The organism is Mobiluncus mulieris (genome assembly GCF_014204735.1).
Taxonomy (GTDB): domain Bacteria; phylum Actinomycetota; class Actinomycetes; order Actinomycetales; family Actinomycetaceae; genus Mobiluncus; species Mobiluncus mulieris.
Genome location: NZ_JACHMA010000001.1, coordinates 1,436,822 through 1,455,812 on the forward strand (window position 1 = coordinate 1,436,822; position 18,991 = coordinate 1,455,812).

An 18,991-nucleotide genomic window follows, 5' to 3' on the forward strand; every position below is an offset into this window, starting at 1 on the left:
TTTCATGAGTTGCTAGTTTGAATTGCGCCGCCGTTTTCCTGGTCAAGCTCAAACTGGTCAGGTTCCCCGATTAGCTCAGTCGAGGTTCTTTCCAAAGCGGTTTTTTCCAGCTCGCACCTAATGAACCCCAACAATTTTTCGACAGCCGCTTCCACCGTGCAATCCAGCGTATTCCCCGCGCGACGGTCACGGATTTCCACGGTACCATTGGCCAAACCTTTACCCACTACCAGCAAATACGGCATCCCCATCAGCTCCGCATCTTTAAACTTCACTCCCGCCGAGGCCTTCGCCCGGTCATCATAGAGCACCGGGATTCCGGCCGCCTCTAACTCGCGGGCAAGCTTTTCGGCGGCGGCGAAAACCTGTGGGTCTTTGCCGGTAGCCAACACATGCACCTGGAAAGGAGCCACGTTAACTGGCCAAACCAAACCTTTGTCATCATGGGTATTCTCGGCGATGGCCGCGACCAGGCGGGATACCCCGATACCGTAGGAACCCATGGTGACTACCTGAGCCTTGCCGTTCTCGTCCAAGACAGTCAGCCCTAAGGCTTTAGCGTATTTACGCCCCAAGGCAAAAATATGTCCAATCTCGATGCCACGCGCCAAGGTCAGCGGCCCCGACCCGTCCGGGGCGGGATCGCCAGGCAAAACCTCGGCGGCTTCCACGGTGCCGTCGGCTTCGAAGTCCCGACCAGCCACCAGATTGAACACGTGCTTACCAGCCTCGTTAGCCCCGGTTATCCACCGAGTACCGGGCACTACCCGCGGATCTAGCAGATATTTCGGCGAGCCACTCATGACCCCGTCCGGGTCGACCGAACGCAAAGGCGAGTTCGGCCCGATAACCTGCGGACCAATATAACCCGGCACCAACTGGGGGAAAGCCTTCATGTCTTCAGGTTCCGCCATGCGTACCTCGGCGGGAGCCAGAGCGGCCTCCAGGCGTTTCATATCAACCTCGCGGTTACCCGGCACGCCCACCACAATGACCTCGCTGTGACCATCAGGTTCTTCCGCGACCACCACCACATTCTTCAAAGTGTCCTCTGCCCGCCACGGGCGATCCTTACGGGGATAGAGCTCATTAGCCTTGGCCACCAAGGACTCGATAGTCGTGGAATCCGGTGTCGGCAATACTTCCGGTGCCGGCGCGTCGTCAAAAGGCAACGCCTCGGGAACCGCAGTGGTGACAGCCTCCGCATTCGCGGCATAACCACCGGGGGAACGCACAAAAGTGTCTTCGCCAATATCACAGGGGAACAGGAATTCCTCGGAAGCCGAACCACCCATCGCCCCGCTTTGCGCCTGGCAGATAGCGAATTCGAGTCCCAAGCGGGTATAGACACGCCGATACGCCCCCCGGTTCAAAGCATAGGAGTGTGCCAGACCCTCGTCGGTCAAATCAAAAGAATAGAGGTCTTTCATCACGAATTCGCGACCCCGAATCACCCCGGCACGCGGCCGAGCCTCATCGCGGTATTTCTCTTTGATTTGATACAGCAGTATCGGCAGGTCTTTATACGAACTGAACAGGTCTTTTACAATCACCGTGAACATTTCTTCGTGGGTGGGCCCCAGCAAATAATCCCCACCCTTACGGTCTTGGAGCTTAAACAGGCTCGAACCGAATTCTTCCCAGCGGTTCGTGGCCTCGTAAGGCTCCCGAGGCAACAACACCGGGAACTGCAACTCCTGACCACCGATGCGATCCATTTCTTCACGAACAACATTTTCGATGTTTCGCAACACTCGCAACCCCAGCGGCAGCCAGGTATAAATACCAGGGGCAGCACGACGGATATAACCCGCCCGAACTAGGAGCTTATGGGAATCGACCTCGGCTTCCACCGGGTCTTCACGCAAGGTACGCGCGAAATACGAGGACATTCTTTGCAGCATTCCTCCAGTCTAACCCGTTTTACCCCTGGCTTAAAACTGCCTATTTTGTTTTAGGTTCCGCCGGTGCCACCAGAGGTTTTCCTCGGTGTCTTTCCCGGTGGCGCGCAACAGAGCCTGCCAGACCTCCAGGGGATCCACACCGGCCTCCAAGGCGGCGGCGGGAGTCACCCCGAATTCAACCAGTACCTGGTCAGAAACCAGGGTTTCCCCGAAGCCGTGGGGAAAAACCTCGGCCAGGGCGGCGTTGAACACCGAGCGCGTCATGCCGCGAGACGCCGGTCCGGGAACTCTAAACATAGATATAGGTTAAACGGAATTCACGAAATACGCCGGAAATTCCGGGCGGCACCTCGTGAAAAAGCAGCAAATTAAATCGCGGGAGTCAAACTACGCAACAGACCCACCGGAAGGGTTTGCGACACTTCCCCAACGAAAACCCCTTCTTGCAAAGCGATACGGTCGGCGACCTCACGCAACACGAAACTGACGGGAGCATCCAGGGCGTAACAGATAGCAGCTAGCAATTCCGAAGAAGCCTCTTTTTGACCACGTTCTATCTCGGAGAGATAACCCAGGGAAACCCGGGCTCTGGCCGAAACATCACGCAACGTCATGCTGCGGCTTTGACGCAAATCACGCAGCACCTCCCCGAGCTCGCGACGCAACACGGGCGGGTCAGAGGGTTTATGGCCTGCTATAGAACTGGATTTCATAAATTAAAGAATAACGCTTTTTTGGATTTAACGCGAAGTCTGATGTGTTAGCCGGATTGCTTGTCGCACATAGTCCAACCCGGTTCCCACTGTTATCCCCACCACCAGCACTGCCAACACCACGCTGGCCACGTGAATTGCCGGCCACGCCCCCGGTACCAGCGCCGGCCAGGGCACCAAAAGAACCAAAATCAGTACAATCTGGGTGACGGTTTTGAGTTTCCCCCCCCGCGAGGCTGGCATCACCGCAATTTTCACCATCGCCAGGCGCAGCAAAGTAATCCCTATCTCGCGCACAAAGACCAACACCGTCACAATCCACATCCACCACAATCCCGGTTGCAAAGCCAGCAGCACGAAAGCCGCTAAAACCAGGGCTTTGTCGGCTATCGGGTCGGCAAGTTTCCCGAAATCGGTGACCAGGTTGCGACCTCGTGCCAGACTGCCATCCAGTTTGTCGGTCAGTGAAGCCAAGGCGAATACCGCCAGTGCTGCCCAGCGCGCCGGGGAGTTCGAGACGAACATCAGCCAAATAAATACAGGAATCATCACCAAGCGTAAAACTGTCAACAGATTGGCAATGTTCCAGTTCGGGGCGGGTTGACCGACGGGTACGCCCCAGAATCCAGCTTTGGGCTGGGCGGCGGGGTTGCCCGGCTCGGCGGAGTTTTCCACGCCAGACTGCCCCGACACGCCGGTCTGGCCATTCATCGCACCAGGATTTTCCACTGCGGGTGACGTAGGTTCATTCATGGTTACCTCCCTGGAGGGGAATAGGTTCGGTGTCAGGATCGTCGTCGCGAAAACCCCCTGTTTGGGGATAATCTTGGTGCCCGGAGGGACTCGCGGGTGCGTCGCTGAAAATCGGCCCGGGCGTCGGCGCAGCTAACGCGGGGTTTTTCGTGTCGTCTTCACGAGGTGCCATTTCCGTTACGTCCACTCCCTGGGATGGCGCCTCATGAATCCCATCACCCTCACCGACAGCAACGCAACCAGCGGAATCACCAGCGGCACCATCCCCGACACTGTCCTGGCCAACCGCACCGTCACCGTCACCATCATCGGGTGGCAATTCCGAGACCTCGCCGCGCAGCAAAGCCAAAACGCCGGGCAGTTCTTCGTTACTGACCAAAACCTCGCGCGCCTTGGAGCCCTCCGAAGGCCCCACGATTTCGCGTGATTCCAGCAAATCCATCAGCCGTCCGGCCTTGGCGAAACCGACCCGCAGCTTGCGTTGCAACATGGATGTCGAGCCAAACTGGGTGGAAACCACCAGCTCGGCGGCTTGCAACAGCAAATCCAAGTCATCGCCGATATCCTCGGCCACCTTCGGCTCGCTGGACTTGGCTTCGGCGGTGACACCTTCGCGGTAAACCGGATCCATCTGGGCTTTCACGTGTTCCACCACCCGAGAGATTTCCGCTTCACTGACCCACGCCCCCTGGACACGCTGCGGCTTAGACTCGCCCGAAGGCAGGAACAAGGCATCGCCCATCCCAATCAGTTTTTCCGCCCCGGACTGGTCCAAAATCACGCGGGAATCCTGGTTGGAAGACGTCGCAAACGCCAAACGCGAAGGCACATTCGCCTTGATGATACCGGTCACCACATCCACCGAAGGGCGCTGGGTGGCCAAAACCAGGTGAATCCCGGCGGCACGCCCCAACTGGGTAATACGCTGAATAGAAGCCTCGACATCGCGGGGAGCCACCATCATCAGGTCGGCCAACTCGTCAACCACCACCAGCAAATACGGCATCCACTCCGGTTCGAACCGAGATTCGGGCAGTTTCTGGATTTTGCCATCGTGCAAGGCCTTGTTGAAGTCGTCCACGTGACGATACCCATAGTTAGACAGTTGGTCGTAGCGCATGTCCATCTCTTGGACACACCATTCCAGGGCGGCAGCCGCTTTCTTGGCAGACGTAATAATCGGGGTAATCAAATGCGGAATCCCCGCGTACGCGGTCAACTCCACGCGCTTCGGATCGACTAGAATCAGCCGCACCTGGGCGGGAGTGGCGCGCATCATAATCGAGGTAATCATCGAGTTAATAAACGAGGACTTACCCGAACCAGTCGCCCCCGCAACCAGCAAATGCGGAGTTTTCGCAATATTACTTAGCACATAGTCGCCCTCGACATCCTTGCCCACGCCAGTGACCAGCGGATGCGTCAGTCGCGCGGCAGCGTCGGAACGCAGCACATCGCCCAGGAACACGTTTTCCCGATCCGCATTGGGAATTTCGATGCCGATAGCGGATTTACCGGGAATTGGCGACAGAATCCGCACTTCCGGCGAGGCCACCGCATAGGCGATGTCCTTGGACAGACCCTCGACTTTGGAAACCTTTTCCCCGGTGCCCAAGGTGATTTCGTAGCGAGTAACCGTCGGCCCCCTTGAAAAGTCCGTGACTTGGGCATTTACCTTAAACTGTGAAAATACATTGGTTAAGGCTTCGATAACTCGGTCATTAGCTGGGGATCGGCGCATATGTTCCGGTCCCACCGCCAGCAGGTCTAGGCTCGGCAAATGGTATTCGATATTGTGTCCCAGCCCGGTTTTGGTATCCGGGGCTTCAAAGCGGTCTTTATCCGGGGCTTCTTGAGGCTCATCCCCGGTTTCCCCGGCGGGTTTATTGGTCTTACTGAGGGATGCGGCACTGGGTTTCGTGGGTCTTGCGGGTTTCGCTGCCGCCGGGCTGGCCGGAACGGCCGGGACGGCTGGGACAGCTGGTGTCGTGGCGGCTGGTGTCGGGCCGGCGGGTAGGTGTGGTTTCGGTTTCGTCCCGGATTCATGAGGTGCCATCACCGTAGTGGGCGAATCCACCGGAGGCACACTATTCGAAGAGGGTAAAACCGCTGTTTCCCCAGTCAAAGCCGGGGTGACACCGGCTACATCCCCGGATTCTGACAAGACGGTAGTCTGTCCCGTCGTCGCATCCTTACCGTCCGGCACCTGGGATTTCGACCGACGCCACGGCAGGCGCGAGTGCTCGGGTAAGACCTCGGTCGCACCCGTGATATCGACCGGTTCGCCCTCTCCCTCGGGCTCCTGGCCCCTCGTGAACCCGAATAAATTACGTAACCGAGCCAACAAAACTGCTGCGGGAATACCCCCTGTAACCAGCAACCCAATCAACGCAAAGATAACCAGCAGCGGCTGGGCACCCCAGGGAGAAAACAACACGCCCAGGGGGTGGCCAAAAAACCAGCCGATAACCCCACCGGCTCCCATGATTCCAGCAAAGTTAGTGGACGGCCAGGGCGAGCCATGCGCCACGTGAACCATGCCGGAAACTGCCGTCAAAATAATGCATAGACCCACCAGAATCCGGATTTCGACACTGCCGGTGTTGCGCTGCACCTCTGGGTCGGGATTGGCGCGCCCCAAACGGAACAGGCGCAGAGCAATCACCACCAGGAAAAACGGCAGAATAACCGCGAAAATCCCGAACATTCCCGCGAAAGTCTGGTGGATAATTACCCCGGCCGTCCCCGAAAGATCGAACCACTCCCGTAAAGCCACCAAAATCGCCAGCGCCACCAGAATCAAGGCGAAAATATCGCGCCTGACCTGGGGATCCAAGGCGGGTTGAGCATTGGGGGGAGCTGGTGTCTTGGCGCTTCGGGTTTCACGAGTAGCATTTTGGGTACGACTGGTAGCGCGAGAGGCCGCCGAGCCCCCCGAGGACGCGCCTCGCTTCGTGGCACGGCGGGAAGTTTTAAGGAAACTCATAGCGTTTTAATTCTAGTATTGCGCCTTAGGGCGGGTTTGGTGCCACGCCGCCGCCGGGATGTTTCCCAGAAATTAGAGGTCTATGGAAGCCAAAAAGTGGTCGATTTGCTGGGCTTTAGGCACTTTATAGTGCCCATATTGGCTAAACACCAAAGTGGCCGCCGCATTGGCACGAATCGCAGCTTCCTCGAGGGATTTGCCGTGCATCAAAGAAGCCACCAACACCCCCGTATGGGCATCGGCCATCCCCGTGGTGTCCTTGACTTCCCCGGGGAAAGCCGGCACCACCAAAGGCAAAGAATCCGCATTTTCTTGAATCATCGCCCCCTGGGCTCCATCGCGTAACACCAGGTAAGAATTCGGCTGCAGATATCGACGCAAAGTGTCCACAATCGGGTTGCGCCCCAGCCGAGAGCCGATAGCTTCGGATTGCTGTCGATTAAGTGTCAATAAATCCGCGCGGCGCAACACTTTCACCAACACGTCCAAATCCACTGCCCCCACCCGCGGCCCCGCGTTCACCACCAGGTGTACCTGATCTGGCAAGCTGTCCACCAGACTGTACAAACCCTGCGCCAACTGGGGAAACACCAAATCATTGAGGTTTATCAAGACTCGATCATCGGGACGCAAGGTCAGCTCGGTAAAGTCGCGCGGGCTGGGTTCCGCTTCCACGCCCGGGGAAGTAATCGTGGTACGCACGCCTTTTTCATCGATAGTAACAATACGAATCCCGATATCTCCCACGGTTTCAGGCAGCAACACCGAAATCCCCTCGCGCCCTAGGGAACGCCTCGCCAACACCGAATTCGGGCCGGTTCCCAGCGTGGAAGCCACCGCCACCGCGATGCACTGGCGTGCCACCGTGGCGGCCAGGAAAAACCCGCCAGCCACCACGGTGCCCTCCATCACGGCGGCTTGCACCTCGCATCCCGATTCCGGCAGCTGGGAAACCTGGAGAGGCAGTTCCAAGGAAATCGTTTGGGTTGAAATAAAACGCACGGTTTTCACACTCTCATTTCGTTAGTTGGACAGGTTTCGCGGAATTATTCGGCTTCCACCACCAAGGGCACAATCATCGGGGCGCGGCGCAACCGCTTGGACACCCAACGCCCCAAAGTGCGACGCGCCACCCGTTCCATGTCACGCACCGTGGATTTGCCCCCGCTGGCGGCTTCCACCAGAGCATCAGCAATTTGGGGTTCAATATCACGGAACACCGCCGCGTTTTCCGCCACTCCCCGAGCAATCACGGTGGGTCCAGCCAGAATAGTACCGGTGGTAAGTTCCATCACCACGTAAACCGCCACGAAACCTTCCTCGGCTAAAACCCGACGGTCATAGAGTTCCTGTTCGCCCAGCTCCCCGATGGAAGTCCCATCGACATAGACGTAGTCGCACGGCACCTGGCCAACAATCTCGGCTCGCCCTTTTTTGACCTCTACACACACCCCATCTTCGGCCAGCATCACGTTTTGGGATTTCACCCCGGTTTTCACAGCCAAGCCCCCATTAGCTACCAAGTGACGGATTTCCCCGTGAATCGGCATCACATTCTTAGGCTTGACAATGTTATAGGCATAGAGCAGCTCCCCGGCAGCGGCATGACCGGAAACGTGAACCTTGGAATTACCCTTGTGGATTACCCGCGCCCCCAGACGCATCAGGCGATTAATCACCCGCCCCACCGACATTTCATTGCCAGGAATCAGGCTGGAAGCCAAAACCACCGTGTCACCTTCGCCGATAGAAATCGAACGGTGTTCCTGATTGGCTATCCGCGACAAAGCCGCCATCGGTTCGCCCTGCGAGCCAGTGGCCATGTACACACGGCGTTCCGGCGGCAGGGAATTAACATCGTTAAGATCTATCAGAACCTCGCCGGGAACCTGCAGGAATCCCTTATCGGCCGCGATTTCCATATTGCGCACCATCGAGCGCCCCACCAAAGCCACCCGCCGGTTCGAAGCTGCGGCCGCATTGAGTACCTGTTGCACCCGGTGGACATGTGAAGCAAAAGAAGCCACCACAATCTGTCCGGTAGCGCGGTAAAACACGTCGTCCAATACCGGACCAATCTCGCGCTCAGAGGGGATAAACCCCGGAACTTCCGCATTGGTGGAATCAGCGCAGAACAAATCCACGCCTTCCTCGCCCCAACGCGCAAAAGCCCGCAAATCGGTGATGCGCCCATCCAAAGGCAGCTGATCCATTTTGAAATCCCCCGTGACCAGCGCTGACCCGGCTTTGGTGCGTACCATCACCGCCAAGGCATCGGGAATCGAGTGGTTTACCGCACAGAATTCCAAGTGGAAAGGACCCAAATCCAAACGTTGTCCCTCGGTTTTCACCCGCAGATTCGTCACCGGCAGCCGGTGTTCTTGCAGTTTTGGTTCCACCAAAGCTAAAGTCAGCCCCGAACCATAAACCGGGATATCACTGCGATGCTTCAACAAATACGGTACTGCCCCAATGTGGTCTTCGTGGCCGTGGGTCAACACCATCCCAACCACCTGATTTATACGGCCTTTGATATAAGAGAAATCCGGCAGAATCAAGTCCACCCCGGGCTGGATTTCCTCGGGGAACAACACCCCGCAGTCGATAATCAGGATTTTGCCCTCGGTTTCCAAAACCATCATATTGCGTCCGACTTCCCCCAGTCCCCCCAGCGGTACCAGCCGCAACACATCAGGTCTAGCGGGACGAGGTTCGGGCAGTTCAAAGAAATCTTTAGTCACAACCCCATCTTACTGGTTTGACTCCAGTCCCAGCAGACTTTCCAAACCGATAGTCAAACCGGGATGCGCGTCGACCTGGCGTAACGCCAGTAAAACCCCGGGCATAAACGCCGCCCGGTCAAAGCAATCCGTGCGCACCACCAGCTGTTCGCCAGGATTACCCAACAGAGCCTCTTGGTGAGCATAGAGTCCGCGCAGCCGCACCGCGTGTACCGGAACACCCGCAATTTTTCCCCCCCGTGTGCCCAGTTCATCGAACTGCGTGTTGTCAGGAACCATCGGGATGCCGGCTGCCGCGCGCGCCGCCGCAATCCCCTTGGCGGTGGCGGTGGCGGTACCGCTGGGCGCATCAACCTTGTCGGGGTGGTGCATTTCGATAACCTCGACGGATTCAAAGTAGGGTGCGGCCAGTGCCGCGAATTTCATCGCCAACACTGCCGAAATCGCGAAGTTTGGGGCAATTACCGCGTTTTTCCCGGTGGCGACGGCGGTTTCACGCACCTGACGGTAGCCTTCCTCGGTCCAACCCGAGGTGCCCACCACCACATGTACCCCCGCCCGTAAGGACGTAATGACATTGTTCAAGGTCGCACCGGGATTGGTGAAGTCCACGGCGTGGGTCGCGCCCGTAGCGCCCAGGACTGCTTCCAGGTCATCCCCCGCGTCCAGACCCGCCACCAGCTCCATATCTTCGGCCGCATCAATGGCGGTCGAGACTGCCTGACCCATCCGGCCTTTCGCTCCGATTACCGCGATTTTCATAGTTGAACGTTATCCTTTCGGTTAGTGCGTTTTCGTGGGGTTAGCTCGGGTTCATGAGTGGCACCTCGTGAACCCGACGTAACGGCGACTGCGTCCACCTGAATCACGCGGAAACCAACCCCTGGGTGCGCAACAAATCCCTGATAGCGGCGATTTCAGAATCCCCGGGGGCGGCCAGCGGCAGTCGCGGGCGCGGGTCGTCAATCAGACCCAGGGCAAACACGGCTTGCTTAATGTACGTTGCCCCTTGACCCCCACCCATAATTACCCGATTAGCGGGCGCTAACTGCGCGTCGATTTCGCGCGCCAGTTCCAGGTTTCCCGCCGCCACCGCATCTAGCAAACGCGTGATGCGCCGCCCCTCGATGTGTCCCACCACGGAGAGCACCCCCGTGGCTCCCCCCGCTAGGAAAAACAGGTTCAAGGCATCGTCGCCGCTGTACCACTCCAGTCCGGTACGACGCATCCGCGCGATACCCCCCGCCACATTGGCCGTCGCGTCTTTTACGCCCTTGACCCGCTCTAGAGTAGCCAAGCGATCCAAAGTAGCATCTTCGATAGCGACCCCGGTACGTCCCGGAATGTCATAGACCATAATCGGCAAATCGGATTCCGCGTGAACCGCACGGAAATGCTGGTAAATCCCCTCTTGGGAGGGACGATTGTAGTACGGGGCGCACACCAGCAGGGAATCCGCCTTGGCATCTTGGGCGACACGAGCCATCGCCAGGGTATGGGCGGTGTCATTAGAACTGACCCCGGCCATAATCTTGATATCCGAGCCCACAGCCTCGCGCACCGCCAAAAGCAGGTCACGCTTTTCCTCCCGGTGGGTTGCGGGGGCTTCCCCAGTGGTGCCAGACACTAAAATCGCGTCACAGCCGTTGGCCACCAGGTGTTTCGCCAGCCGCTGAACGGAATCATAGTCAACGGTGTTATCGGGATGAAACGGGGTGACTATCGCCACTGAAAATCGGCCAAAAGTACATGTCATATGCCTAGCTTAGGCGAGAATAGCGGAAATCGAAATCAACGCCAGGCCTTCAACCTAACCAGAATACCGCCAGACCTGGGAACCTGATAGGACTATTGTTGTGGTTTGTGCCGCTGAATCCGACTAATATAAAGATTATGGAGGACTTCGAGATACTTAAAGCGGATTTGGCCGATGCTATGATTTTGGCGAATCTTCAGGCTGACGTTTTACGATCCACCTTGGGTAAAATCCTCGGTTTAGGACATCCTGCCGTGGGGGTAATCGACACGGTATCCATGGAAAGTTCCTGGCGTCGAGCCCTGTCCGCAAAACTGCCGGTATGGTTGGCTTTCACGGGGGATGAACCCACCGGAATGGCGGCGGTTTTACCGGGTTTAGATCAAACCGTCGGCGAACTGACCTTGGAGTTCCTGGCTCGCGACGACAACCTGGAGGTGGCCATGTCGTTGCTGGACAAGGCAATGGAATATGGACGCGACAATGGGTTGCGGGCTCTGGGGATTTGGCTGCTGGTTGGTGATGATTTCCGCACCCGTTTCCTGTCGGATGCCGGCTTTACCCCCCAGGGCTTATCCCAAAAGCTGCAAACCACCGATGGTGATTCGGTCGTAGATAACAGCCCCCACCACAAACAGCTGGAAGCTCATTTGTGGGGAATTCTGCTCTAATCGGTGTCGACTTGGGAGTTTGCCGGTTTTGCGGATGGCACCTCATGCAGCCACGTGATTTCACGTGAAGTTATGCGGGGCGAACCGAAACTTCCACTTGCGCGTTTTCGGCCAATTCGCGGGCTAAATCAAGAATATCGGCAGCGGTGACCCGCTGGGCAAGCTCCATACGTTGTTCTACGGGAATGAATTTCCCATACTTTATCTCGGCGTGTGCCAGGTGATCGGCTCGCGCCGAAGTGCGTTCCATCACCAGCAAAGTCGACCCCCGCAACTGACCCTTGGCGCGGCGCAGTTCTTCTTCCGTCACCGGTTCACTGCCAATAAGTTCCAATTCCTCGCGCATCAAGCGCATCACCTCGGCGGCGTTTTGGGGGTTGCATGAGGCCGCCAGCCCAAATATGCCCGTCTCTCGATACGCGGCGTTGAACGCATAGGTGTTGTAGGCCAGGCCGCGATCCTCGCGGATGTGCTGGAACAGGCGCGAACTCATCCCCGCCCCGAGGATGGCGCGCATGACTTGCAGGGTGAGTTCGCGGTAATCCCCGCACGGAATCCCCGGACCGCCCAACACAAGATAGGCCTGTTCAAAGTTACCTTCCTCGGTGTATTTACCCGGTTTCATCAGAGTTTTCCCGGATATAGGTGCCGAGATTTGCTGGCTAAGATTCCTGGCAGCAGTGGTTTCATCAAAGTGTTCCCACTGAGAATTACCGGGATTTTGCATGGATTTGAGGATTTGCTCACAAACTTGGTCGTGATTGACATCCCCCGCCACCGACACTACCAACTGGTCGGGAGTGTATCCGGCCACGTAATGCGCCTTGACCTCGTCCAAAGTAGCGGCACGCACGGTTTCAATGGTGCCACCCACCGGGCGTCCCAGGGGATGGTTAGCGAACAGCTGGGCGGCAAGAGCATCATGAGCACGTTCCGCCCCATCGTCCAAATCCATCGCGAGTTCTTCCAGGATAACCCCGCGTTCCAGTTCGAAAGCCTTTTCGTCCAGGGAAGCACAGCGGAACATATCCAACATGCAATCCAAAGCCAAGGGCAGTTCCTCGCCAATAACCGTGGCATAGTAATGTGTGGTTTCCTTGCCGGTAGAGGCATTGGCGTGACCCCCGATTTGGTCGAAAACCTGGGCGATTTCTTTGGCACAACGACTGGGGGTGCCCTTAAAGAGAAGGTGTTCCAGAAAGTGGGTTGCCCCCATAGCGGAAGGGGTCTCGTCGCGGGAACCACGCGGCACCCACAGCCCCAAAGTAGCGCTGTAGACCCCCGGCATTTTCTCGGTGATGACGCGAATCCCCCCCGGCAGGATGGAGCGGCGAATGGCGCCATTTTTAAGGCTCAGTTCGCTACCGGGTTCCCCGGCGGCCACGGCGGGCAAGGTCTCGCCATCCAAGCCTTGCGGGTGAGGGTCGCGCATCGGCGCGGCCGAAGTCTGGGCATTGCGAGAAGCCGCAGTGTCTGGGGTGTTTGAGGTGTCTGGGGTGTAACTCGTCATAACATTTGATTCTAATGGTTTGGCCGGGGTATCGGCAGCTTTTCCACCGGTCGCCTTGGTTGTGTAAACATGGCGACGACACAGCCAAGGATTTTTATGATTTCTGCTGTCGGTACCTCGCGGCAATGCATAAATGGAAAGGCTATCCTTATTTCGAGTTAGAGCTCATAATAACTTGGGCCTTTTGGACGAGTTGCTATAAAAATTTAGCGTTTAACCTGCCCAATATTACGTTGAGGCAGAGGTATTCTTGTTTTGTAGGTAGTCTACCAAGGAGATAAATTTATGGACAACGAAGCCGCATCAACCGCAACAAAACAAAAGAAAAGCATCAGCATCAAAGTTCGTATGATTTTGATGGCCGCAATCAGCCTGGTGCTGATGCTGGTGATTAATCTGGTTTCCTTCCTGGGATTACAATCCATTCAGCGCAACCAGATTGATTCCGGGAAACATACCAAGATTTATGAACGTTTAACCGACGTGATAGCTAATGTGGCTCTTTTAGAGGGATACCAGGAAACAGCTGCGAGATATTCTTTGATGCGAGATAATGCCAAAACCCCGGCAGAAGCTGCTGCTATCCAAAAGGAATCTGACGACGACGATGCGGATTGGAAAAAGCTGGTGGACGATACGCAAAATGAGATTGACAAGATCATCAGTTCTGTCAGAACCCCAGCCGGGAAACAACATGCTCAGGCGGTAGCTCAGGCGTGGGCGGACTATAAACCTACACATCAGACTATGCTCGAGTTATCACATGATTCTTCCCCGGAAGCCACAGCTAAAATGAACGAATTGCTGGCTAAAGACGTTTGGGAAAAGTACGAGAACACCAAAAAAGCTCTGGTTGATTTCGAAATAATGGACGAAAAACTGTTGCAGGAAGTACGCGACGAGAGTGTTAGCCTGTCTACCACCGTGATGGTTGTCTCCTGGCTGGCTTTCCTGGCTGCGGTGGTGATTCTTTCATTAGTAGCGTTGGTGGCTATCAAGCATATTCAAAAGTCCATTACCTTGATTATTAAGGGCGTGGGCGCCTTGCGTGATGGAGACCTTTCTCAACATCTTCAGCCTTTGTCTACCGACGAACTCGGTAAGACTGCGGTGGCTTTGAACGAAGCCAACGAGACCTTGCATTCCATGATTTTGTCCACCGTATCCAGTTCGGAACAGATTAACGCTTCCACCGAGCTTCTTAATAAGGCGGGCGAACAAGCCGCAGCTGGGGCGGAGGAAGTGGATTCTGCTTCCAGCACGGTGGCCGCCGCTGCCGAAGAAGTCGCCACCTCAGTACAAACTGTGGCGGCCGGAGCCGAAGAAATGGGAGCCTCTATCCGCGAGATTTCCTCCAACGCTAACGAAGCCGCCAAAGTAGCCCAAGAAGCCAGCAAACTAGCAGAACAAACCAGCACCACCATCGCCAAACTCGGTAACTCCAGCAAGGAAATCGGCGAAGTCATCAAGACCATCACCTCGATTGCGGAACAGACTAACCTGTTGGCTTTGAATGCCACAATTGAAGCGGCCCGCGCCGGGGACGCCGGTAAAGGCTTCGCGGTTGTAGCCGGGGAAGTCAAAGACTTAGCCTCGGATACCGGAAACGCCACTAGTGAAATCGGCGATAAAATCACCCAGATTCAAGCCGATATCGAAGAAGCCGTCACCGCGATAGGTGAAATCACCAACATTATTTCCTCTATCAACGACTACCAAACCACTATCGCGGCGGCGGTAGAGGAACAAACCGCAACCACCAATGAAATGTCACGCTCCGTTTCGGAAGCCGCTGATGGCATGTCCCAAATCTCCGGCTCGATTGCTTCCCTGGCGCAAACCGCCAAAGACAGCCGCACCGCCGTAGACGGAATGAACGAACAGTTCGTCCAGCTCCGTGCCGCTTCCGGCTCGCTCAAAAAACAAGCTGAAGCCTTTAAACTGTGAGCACTGCGAGTCTCTAGTCTTTCAGATTACTACCCCACAACGTTTGCCCCCCGGAAAATTCCGGGGGGCAAACCGTTAGAAGAACACAGCAACTTTAGGGCAGTTGCAACCCGAATATGGGCACTGCCAAGGCAAAGACCGTGATTACAATCAGCACCAAGCCCAGCGCCCCAATCAAGAGGCCACCCTTAATCATCTCGCCAATACGCACATATCCGGTACCATAGGCAATGGCATTGGGCGGCGTAGCAACAGGAAGCATAAAAGCACAGGTGGCGGCTAGTGCAGCCGGAATAATCAGCACCATAATATTGTGACCTTCCATCCCCATCCCCATAGCAACCCCACCTAGAATCGGCAGGAACGCGGCCGCCGTGGCCGTGTTGGAAGTTAGCTCGGTCAAGGCAAGAATCATCACGGTAATGATGATGACAATCAGCAAAATCGGCAGGTTTTTAAGGTTTTGCACCTGGATCCCAATCCAGTTCGACATTCCCGTATTCGAGAATTGGCGGGACAAGGCCAGACCCCCACCAAAGAGTAACAGTACATCCCACGGCAGGTTCTTGGCTTCATTCCAAGTAATCAGGCGTTGGCGGGTGCGCCCCCCAGCGGGAAGAATAAACATCAGCAGCGACACGCTCATAGCAATAACCGCGTCAATCCCGTTAATGTCAATCCCCAGATTCTTAAGTAAGATGGGAACCACAATCCAGGACAGAGCAGCCAGCAGGAACATAATCAGGATTCCAAGTTCACCACCACGCAGTTTACCCAGGCTCTGCATTTCTTTTTTGATTAGCTCGCGTCCCCCCGGGATATCGTCCATTTCCGGTTTGAACACGACAAAGGTCAATATCACCCAGGCTAAAACCAGGTAGATAACCGCCAGGGGCACTCCCACTAGCATCCACTCGCCAAAACCGACAGAAATACCTTGTTCTTTGAGATAACCCACCATCAGGGAGTTTGGCGGGGTGCCGATAATGGTGCCCAGGGAACCAATCGAAGCGGCGTAGGCAATCCCCAGCATGAGGGCGATAGCGAAGTTAGAGCGTTGGATGCCTTCTTCCTCGGCCTTCTTGGTGATCAGGTCTTCGTCCTTGTTAATAGCAGCGCCCAGAACACCACCACGAATCGCGTCAGCATAACCTTTTTCAATGTCATAGTGGGAAGTAGAGACTTTTTCCTTGGTCAGGCTGGCGAAGAGCTGAATCACTGACAAACCGATGGGCAGCATCATCACCGCAGTGGCAGTGTTGGATACCCACATGGAGATAAAGCCGGTAGCAATCATGAAACCGAGAATCAGCTGTTTGGGTTTGGTGCCAACCACCAACACCACTCCTAGCGCAATGCGCTTGTGCAGGTTCCAGCGTTGCATCCCCATGGCAATGATGAAGCCCCCCATGAACAGAAAAATAGTATCCGCTGCAAAGGGTGGGGCGACCTCTTTGAATGCCATGGTGCCCTTTTCACCATAGAGGATGGCACTGAACAGTGGGAAGGCCACGAGGGGAATCAAGGCGGTGGCGGCTAGCGAGATAGCCTCGGTCATCCACCAGGCACCCATCAAAACAGCCACCGCCGCGACTAGGGGCGCGGCCACGAAGTTCATTTTGGCCAGTTTCGCCGGGTCGGGTTCGCCACCTTGAGCCGCTTTCCAAGCTTCTTCGGCTACGGTGGCAGTGTCGCCGGGCATCAGCCAGAAAATCAGTATCGCGCCGAGGATGCCTCCTATCAGGCCAATCGCACGGGTTACGGCCACGCGCCGTTCTGATTTGGGTCGCTTGTCCTCGGCACTTTCATCTAGTTTTACAGGGGGAATTTCTTTTACACTCATCTTTGAATATCCTTCCGAGTCGAAAGTAGTTGGAGGGGATGGAAACTAACTATATACCAAGTGGTAAGATTTTTTTCAATTTCCAGGGGCTAAAGTCCCAAATATTTTTAAACCGCAGGTCAGGAACGTAATTTTGTATCCATTTTTGGCACCGAGCCATGAAGCCGGGAGGAAGCCGAACCACCAGGGAATCACTTCAACGCCTCAGATTCAAAAGAAAACACCCAGGGAAACCGAACCCACCAGGGAATCACAAAAATAAGCAAAAACAAAACCCAAATTCAAAGCGGGTTTGTAAGGGGGATTTCTGGCTCCCGCGGCTGGATTCGAACCAGCAACCTGCCGATTACACGTTTGCGCCGGTAGAGTGTGCTTTGGTTGCATAGAAGTTTTCTTTCATGGAAACTCGAAAAACGTGGCCAGGTGCCACCAGTGCTTATTTACGTCACCTCAAAGCGGCGGGGCGCTCCCCCGGTACGATTAGAATCCATCGCTACTACATGGGGCTACTGGCAGGAATCGCGCCTTGCCCGGCACATGTAACCACTGAGCGCCTTGAGGTGTGGCTATCTGAGCACGATTGGCAACCAGAGACACGGCGAAGCGCTCAAGGTGTAGCATCCACATTTTTCAAATACCTTGTTCGCGAGGAAATCGTTAAGAAAGATCCAACTTTAGGGCTTGCCCCGGTACACGTTCCCGATGGAGTTCCCCGGCCAGCTCCGGAAGCTGCGGTAAGACACGCGCTTGCAAACGCGCCTGATAGAACAGCGCTAATGGTGCGTTTCGCGGCGTTTTGCGGGTTACGCGCGTGTGAAATCGCCAAGTTACGCGGCTCAGATTGGGATGGAGAGCTACTGCGAGTGAAGGGCAAGGGTGGTCGCGTCCGCATTATCCCGGTACAAGATAGGACACTGATTTATCACCTAGAGCAATGCCCTGGGTGGCTGTTCCCAGGGCGTATAGACGGACACTTGAGCGCACAATACACGGCAAAGCTACTTGGCGAGTACCTACCAGCGGGGGTAACCGGGCACGCGCTACGCCACCGCTTCGGAACAGTGGCGTATCGCGCGACACATGATTTGCTTGCTGTCGGTGCGGTGATGGGGCACGCCAAAACAGACACGACAAAGCGCTATATCCAGTTGGATTTGGATCCGCTCATGCGAGCGGTTGCAGCAGCGCAATGTTAATCCCTAACTTGACATTACATGAGATTAGTTGTAATGTATTTGTTGTTAGGGCAACCGCCCTAACAATGGTTAAGCCCCAAGGTGCAACTTGGGGCTATAGGGAAAGGAAGAACCGATGAGCGTGTTCATCGAAATTCTGATTTCCCTTCCTGAGGCCATTCTAGCAGTAATTCTCATTTGGGAAAAGATGCATAAGAATCCGCCTCAGGAGTAAGGGGAAATTGCCCTCGTCCCCGTGAAAAGGGGCGAGGGCTTCCCTAAAAACCGGCAAAGGAGTAGGGCTATGTTTCTTTCGCTACAAGGGGTCGCAGAGCGCGCGGGGCTTGCTTATGGCACGGTTAAGGCTTATTTCGCTAGGGGTTATCTGCCTGAGCCTGATGTAGAAATCGGGACAGGTGAGAAGGTCACGGCCTATGGGTGGTCAGTCGAGACAGTAGACGCTTGGCTTGCTAATCGTCCTGGCAGGGGCGCTAGAACAGATTTGCACCGCTAGTTTTCTAGTTTTTCGATGTGTTGCCAGATTCGGCGGTGGTCTTCGAGTGCGTTTTGCACATGGTCGTGTAGCTCGCCTTGCCGGTAGCCCATGGCTTTGATGCGGTCGTTCATGGAGTCCATGAGGTCGCGCATTGAGCTGCCGTGGTTGGGTTTCATTTCTTTCGCGGCGGTTTTCGCGTAGATTGCGGCGATTATCGCGGCGATACCGGATAGTACGGCTCCTAGCCCAGTCAAATCAGTTAGGAATGTAGGCATTAGTTTTGTTCCTTGTCTCGGGTGGGTCGGTAGGCTAGGGCGGTCGAGGTGGCTAGTAGCGCCCCGGCCAACGCGAGCCAGAGCGGCGCGGTTTCCGCGCTCAGGATTCCGTAGGCGGTGAGCAAGGGGATTGCAGCGGTTATGATTCCGTAGATCCAGGTACGTACGGGGGCGGGGATTAGTTCTTTATTCGCGTGTTTAGCCATTGGTCTGCCTTTCTG

The 18,991-nt window shown here is 55.8% G+C and carries 17 protein-coding genes; 4 read left to right on the top strand and 13 right to left on the bottom strand.

Going from position 1 to position 18,991, the window contains the following annotated elements:
* Positions 1-2: 2 nt before the first annotated feature.
* From F4555_RS06485 to dapA, 9 genes are all read right to left on the bottom strand, one after another.
* Entirely contained in the window at positions 3-1,904 is a 1,902-nt protein-coding gene (locus F4555_RS06485) for a proline--tRNA ligase (protein ID WP_004011919.1), read from the bottom strand.
* A gap of 30 nt (positions 1,905-1,934) precedes the next feature.
* The gene (locus tag F4555_RS06490; RefSeq protein WP_231282697.1) at positions 1,935-2,201 is read right to left on the bottom strand and encodes a DUF3046 domain-containing protein; all 267 of its coding nucleotides are present in this window, start codon (positions 2,199-2,201) and stop codon (positions 1,935-1,937) included.
* Between the two features lie 71 nt (positions 2,202-2,272).
* Positions 2,273-2,617 (bottom strand): helix-turn-helix domain-containing protein, encoded by a 345-nt coding sequence (locus F4555_RS06495; RefSeq protein ID WP_004011917.1) that lies wholly within the window; start codon positions 2,615-2,617, stop codon positions 2,273-2,275.
* A gap of 27 nt (positions 2,618-2,644) precedes the next feature.
* Positions 2,645-3,370 (bottom strand): CDP-alcohol phosphatidyltransferase family protein, encoded by a 726-nt coding sequence (locus F4555_RS06500; protein ID WP_115325940.1) that lies wholly within the window; start codon positions 3,368-3,370, stop codon positions 2,645-2,647.
* Positions 3,363-6,356, bottom strand: coding sequence for an FtsK/SpoIIIE family DNA translocase (locus F4555_RS06505; RefSeq protein ID WP_115325939.1), 2,994 nt, complete (start codon positions 6,354-6,356; stop codon positions 3,363-3,365). Before F4555_RS06505 ends, F4555_RS06500 begins: the two co-directional genes overlap by 8 nt.
* Before the next feature lie 72 nt (positions 6,357-6,428).
* Complete coding sequence (locus F4555_RS06510) at positions 6,429-7,358, bottom strand: PfkB family carbohydrate kinase (protein ID WP_244854293.1); 930 nt, start codon at positions 7,356-7,358, stop codon at positions 6,429-6,431.
* Positions 7,359-7,402: 44 nt separating this feature from the next.
* On the bottom strand, positions 7,403-9,097 hold the full coding sequence (locus tag F4555_RS06515; protein WP_004014305.1) for a ribonuclease J: 1,695 nt from the start codon (positions 9,095-9,097) through the stop codon (positions 7,403-7,405).
* Between the two features lie 9 nt (positions 9,098-9,106).
* Positions 9,107-9,859, bottom strand: a complete 753-nt coding sequence (dapB, locus tag F4555_RS06520; RefSeq protein WP_004011912.1) for a 4-hydroxy-tetrahydrodipicolinate reductase — start codon at positions 9,857-9,859, stop codon at positions 9,107-9,109.
* Between the two features lie 103 nt (positions 9,860-9,962).
* A complete protein-coding gene (gene dapA, locus F4555_RS06525; RefSeq protein WP_004011911.1) occupies positions 9,963-10,853 on the bottom strand; it encodes a 4-hydroxy-tetrahydrodipicolinate synthase in 891 nt (296 codons plus the stop codon).
* 107 nt (positions 10,854-10,960) lie between these two features.
* Here dapA and F4555_RS06530 point away from each other — a divergent pair, with 107 nt between their 5' ends.
* Positions 10,961-11,524: a hypothetical protein gene (locus tag F4555_RS06530; protein ID WP_249262486.1), complete on the top strand. Its 564-nt coding sequence runs from the start codon at positions 10,961-10,963 to the stop codon at positions 11,522-11,524.
* Positions 11,525-11,594: 70 nt separating this feature from the next.
* Here F4555_RS06530 and F4555_RS06535 read toward each other — a convergent pair whose 3' ends face one another.
* Positions 11,595-13,034, bottom strand: coding sequence for a M16 family metallopeptidase (locus F4555_RS06535; RefSeq protein WP_115325938.1), 1,440 nt, complete (start codon positions 13,032-13,034; stop codon positions 11,595-11,597).
* A 285-nt stretch (positions 13,035-13,319) separates the two neighbouring features.
* On the opposite strand from F4555_RS06535, the gene F4555_RS06540 reads away from it, so the two are divergent.
* Positions 13,320-14,981, top strand: coding sequence for a methyl-accepting chemotaxis protein (locus tag F4555_RS06540; protein WP_115325937.1), 1,662 nt, complete (start codon positions 13,320-13,322; stop codon positions 14,979-14,981).
* Between the two features lie 94 nt (positions 14,982-15,075).
* Here F4555_RS06540 and F4555_RS06545 read toward each other — a convergent pair whose 3' ends face one another.
* Positions 15,076-16,824 (bottom strand): SLC13 family permease, encoded by a 1,749-nt coding sequence (locus tag F4555_RS06545; RefSeq protein WP_115325936.1) that lies wholly within the window; start codon positions 16,822-16,824, stop codon positions 15,076-15,078.
* A gap of 398 nt (positions 16,825-17,222) precedes the next feature.
* Between F4555_RS06545 and F4555_RS06550 the strand changes: the two genes are divergently transcribed.
* Together F4555_RS06550 and F4555_RS06555 are read left to right on the top strand one after the other, a co-directional pair.
* Positions 17,223-18,020, top strand: a complete 798-nt coding sequence (locus F4555_RS06550) for a tyrosine-type recombinase/integrase (protein ID WP_115325935.1) — start codon at positions 17,223-17,225, stop codon at positions 18,018-18,020.
* A gap of 283 nt (positions 18,021-18,303) precedes the next feature.
* Positions 18,304-18,513 (top strand): helix-turn-helix transcriptional regulator, encoded by a 210-nt coding sequence (locus F4555_RS06555; protein WP_115325934.1) that lies wholly within the window; start codon positions 18,304-18,306, stop codon positions 18,511-18,513.
* Here the strand turns inward: F4555_RS06555 and F4555_RS06560 are convergent.
* Both F4555_RS06560 and F4555_RS06565 read right to left on the bottom strand, forming a co-directional pair.
* Entirely contained in the window at positions 18,510-18,770 is a 261-nt protein-coding gene (locus tag F4555_RS06560; RefSeq protein ID WP_115325933.1) for a putative peptidoglycan binding domain-containing protein, read from the bottom strand. The genes F4555_RS06555 and F4555_RS06560 overlap by 4 nt on opposite strands.
* Complete coding sequence (locus F4555_RS06565; protein ID WP_115325932.1) at positions 18,770-18,976, bottom strand: phage holin; 207 nt, start codon at positions 18,974-18,976, stop codon at positions 18,770-18,772. The genes F4555_RS06560 and F4555_RS06565 overlap by 1 nt, the downstream gene beginning before the upstream one ends.
* Between the last annotated feature and the right edge of the window lie 15 nt (positions 18,977-18,991).

Excerpts from the sequence above, each read along its gene's own strand:
- F4555_RS06545 (WP_115325936.1), bottom strand. The coding sequence starts at position 16,824 with ATGAGTGTAAAAGAAATTCCCCCTGTAAAACTAGATGAAAGTGCCGAG.
- F4555_RS06495 (WP_004011917.1), bottom strand. The coding sequence starts at position 2,617 with ATGAAATCCAGTTCTATAGCAGGCCATAAACCCTCTGACCCGCCCGTG.
- F4555_RS06560 (WP_115325933.1), bottom strand. The coding sequence starts at position 18,770 with ATGCCTACATTCCTAACTGATTTGACTGGGCTAGGAGCCGTACTATCC.
- dapA (WP_004011911.1), bottom strand. The coding sequence starts at position 10,853 with ATGACATGTACTTTTGGCCGATTTTCAGTGGCGATAGTCACCCCGTTT.
- F4555_RS06485 (WP_004011919.1), bottom strand. The coding sequence starts at position 1,904 with ATGCTGCAAAGAATGTCCTCGTATTTCGCGCGTACCTTGCGTGAAGAC.
- F4555_RS06550 (WP_115325935.1), top strand. The coding sequence starts at position 17,223 with ATGGAAACTCGAAAAACGTGGCCAGGTGCCACCAGTGCTTATTTACGT.
- F4555_RS06490 (WP_231282697.1), bottom strand. The coding sequence starts at position 2,201 with ATGTTTAGAGTTCCCGGACCGGCGTCTCGCGGCATGACGCGCTCGGTG.
- F4555_RS06540 (WP_115325937.1), top strand. The coding sequence starts at position 13,320 with ATGGACAACGAAGCCGCATCAACCGCAACAAAACAAAAGAAAAGCATC.
- F4555_RS06565 (WP_115325932.1), bottom strand. The coding sequence starts at position 18,976 with ATGGCTAAACACGCGAATAAAGAACTAATCCCCGCCCCCGTACGTACC.
- F4555_RS06535 (WP_115325938.1), bottom strand. The coding sequence starts at position 13,034 with ATGACGAGTTACACCCCAGACACCTCAAACACCCCAGACACTGCGGCT.
- F4555_RS06500 (WP_115325940.1), bottom strand. The coding sequence starts at position 3,370 with ATGAATGAACCTACGTCACCCGCAGTGGAAAATCCTGGTGCGATGAAT.
- F4555_RS06555 (WP_115325934.1), top strand. The coding sequence starts at position 18,304 with ATGTTTCTTTCGCTACAAGGGGTCGCAGAGCGCGCGGGGCTTGCTTAT.
- F4555_RS06505 (WP_115325939.1), bottom strand. The coding sequence starts at position 6,356 with ATGAGTTTCCTTAAAACTTCCCGCCGTGCCACGAAGCGAGGCGCGTCC.
- dapB (WP_004011912.1), bottom strand. The coding sequence starts at position 9,859 with ATGAAAATCGCGGTAATCGGAGCGAAAGGCCGGATGGGTCAGGCAGTC.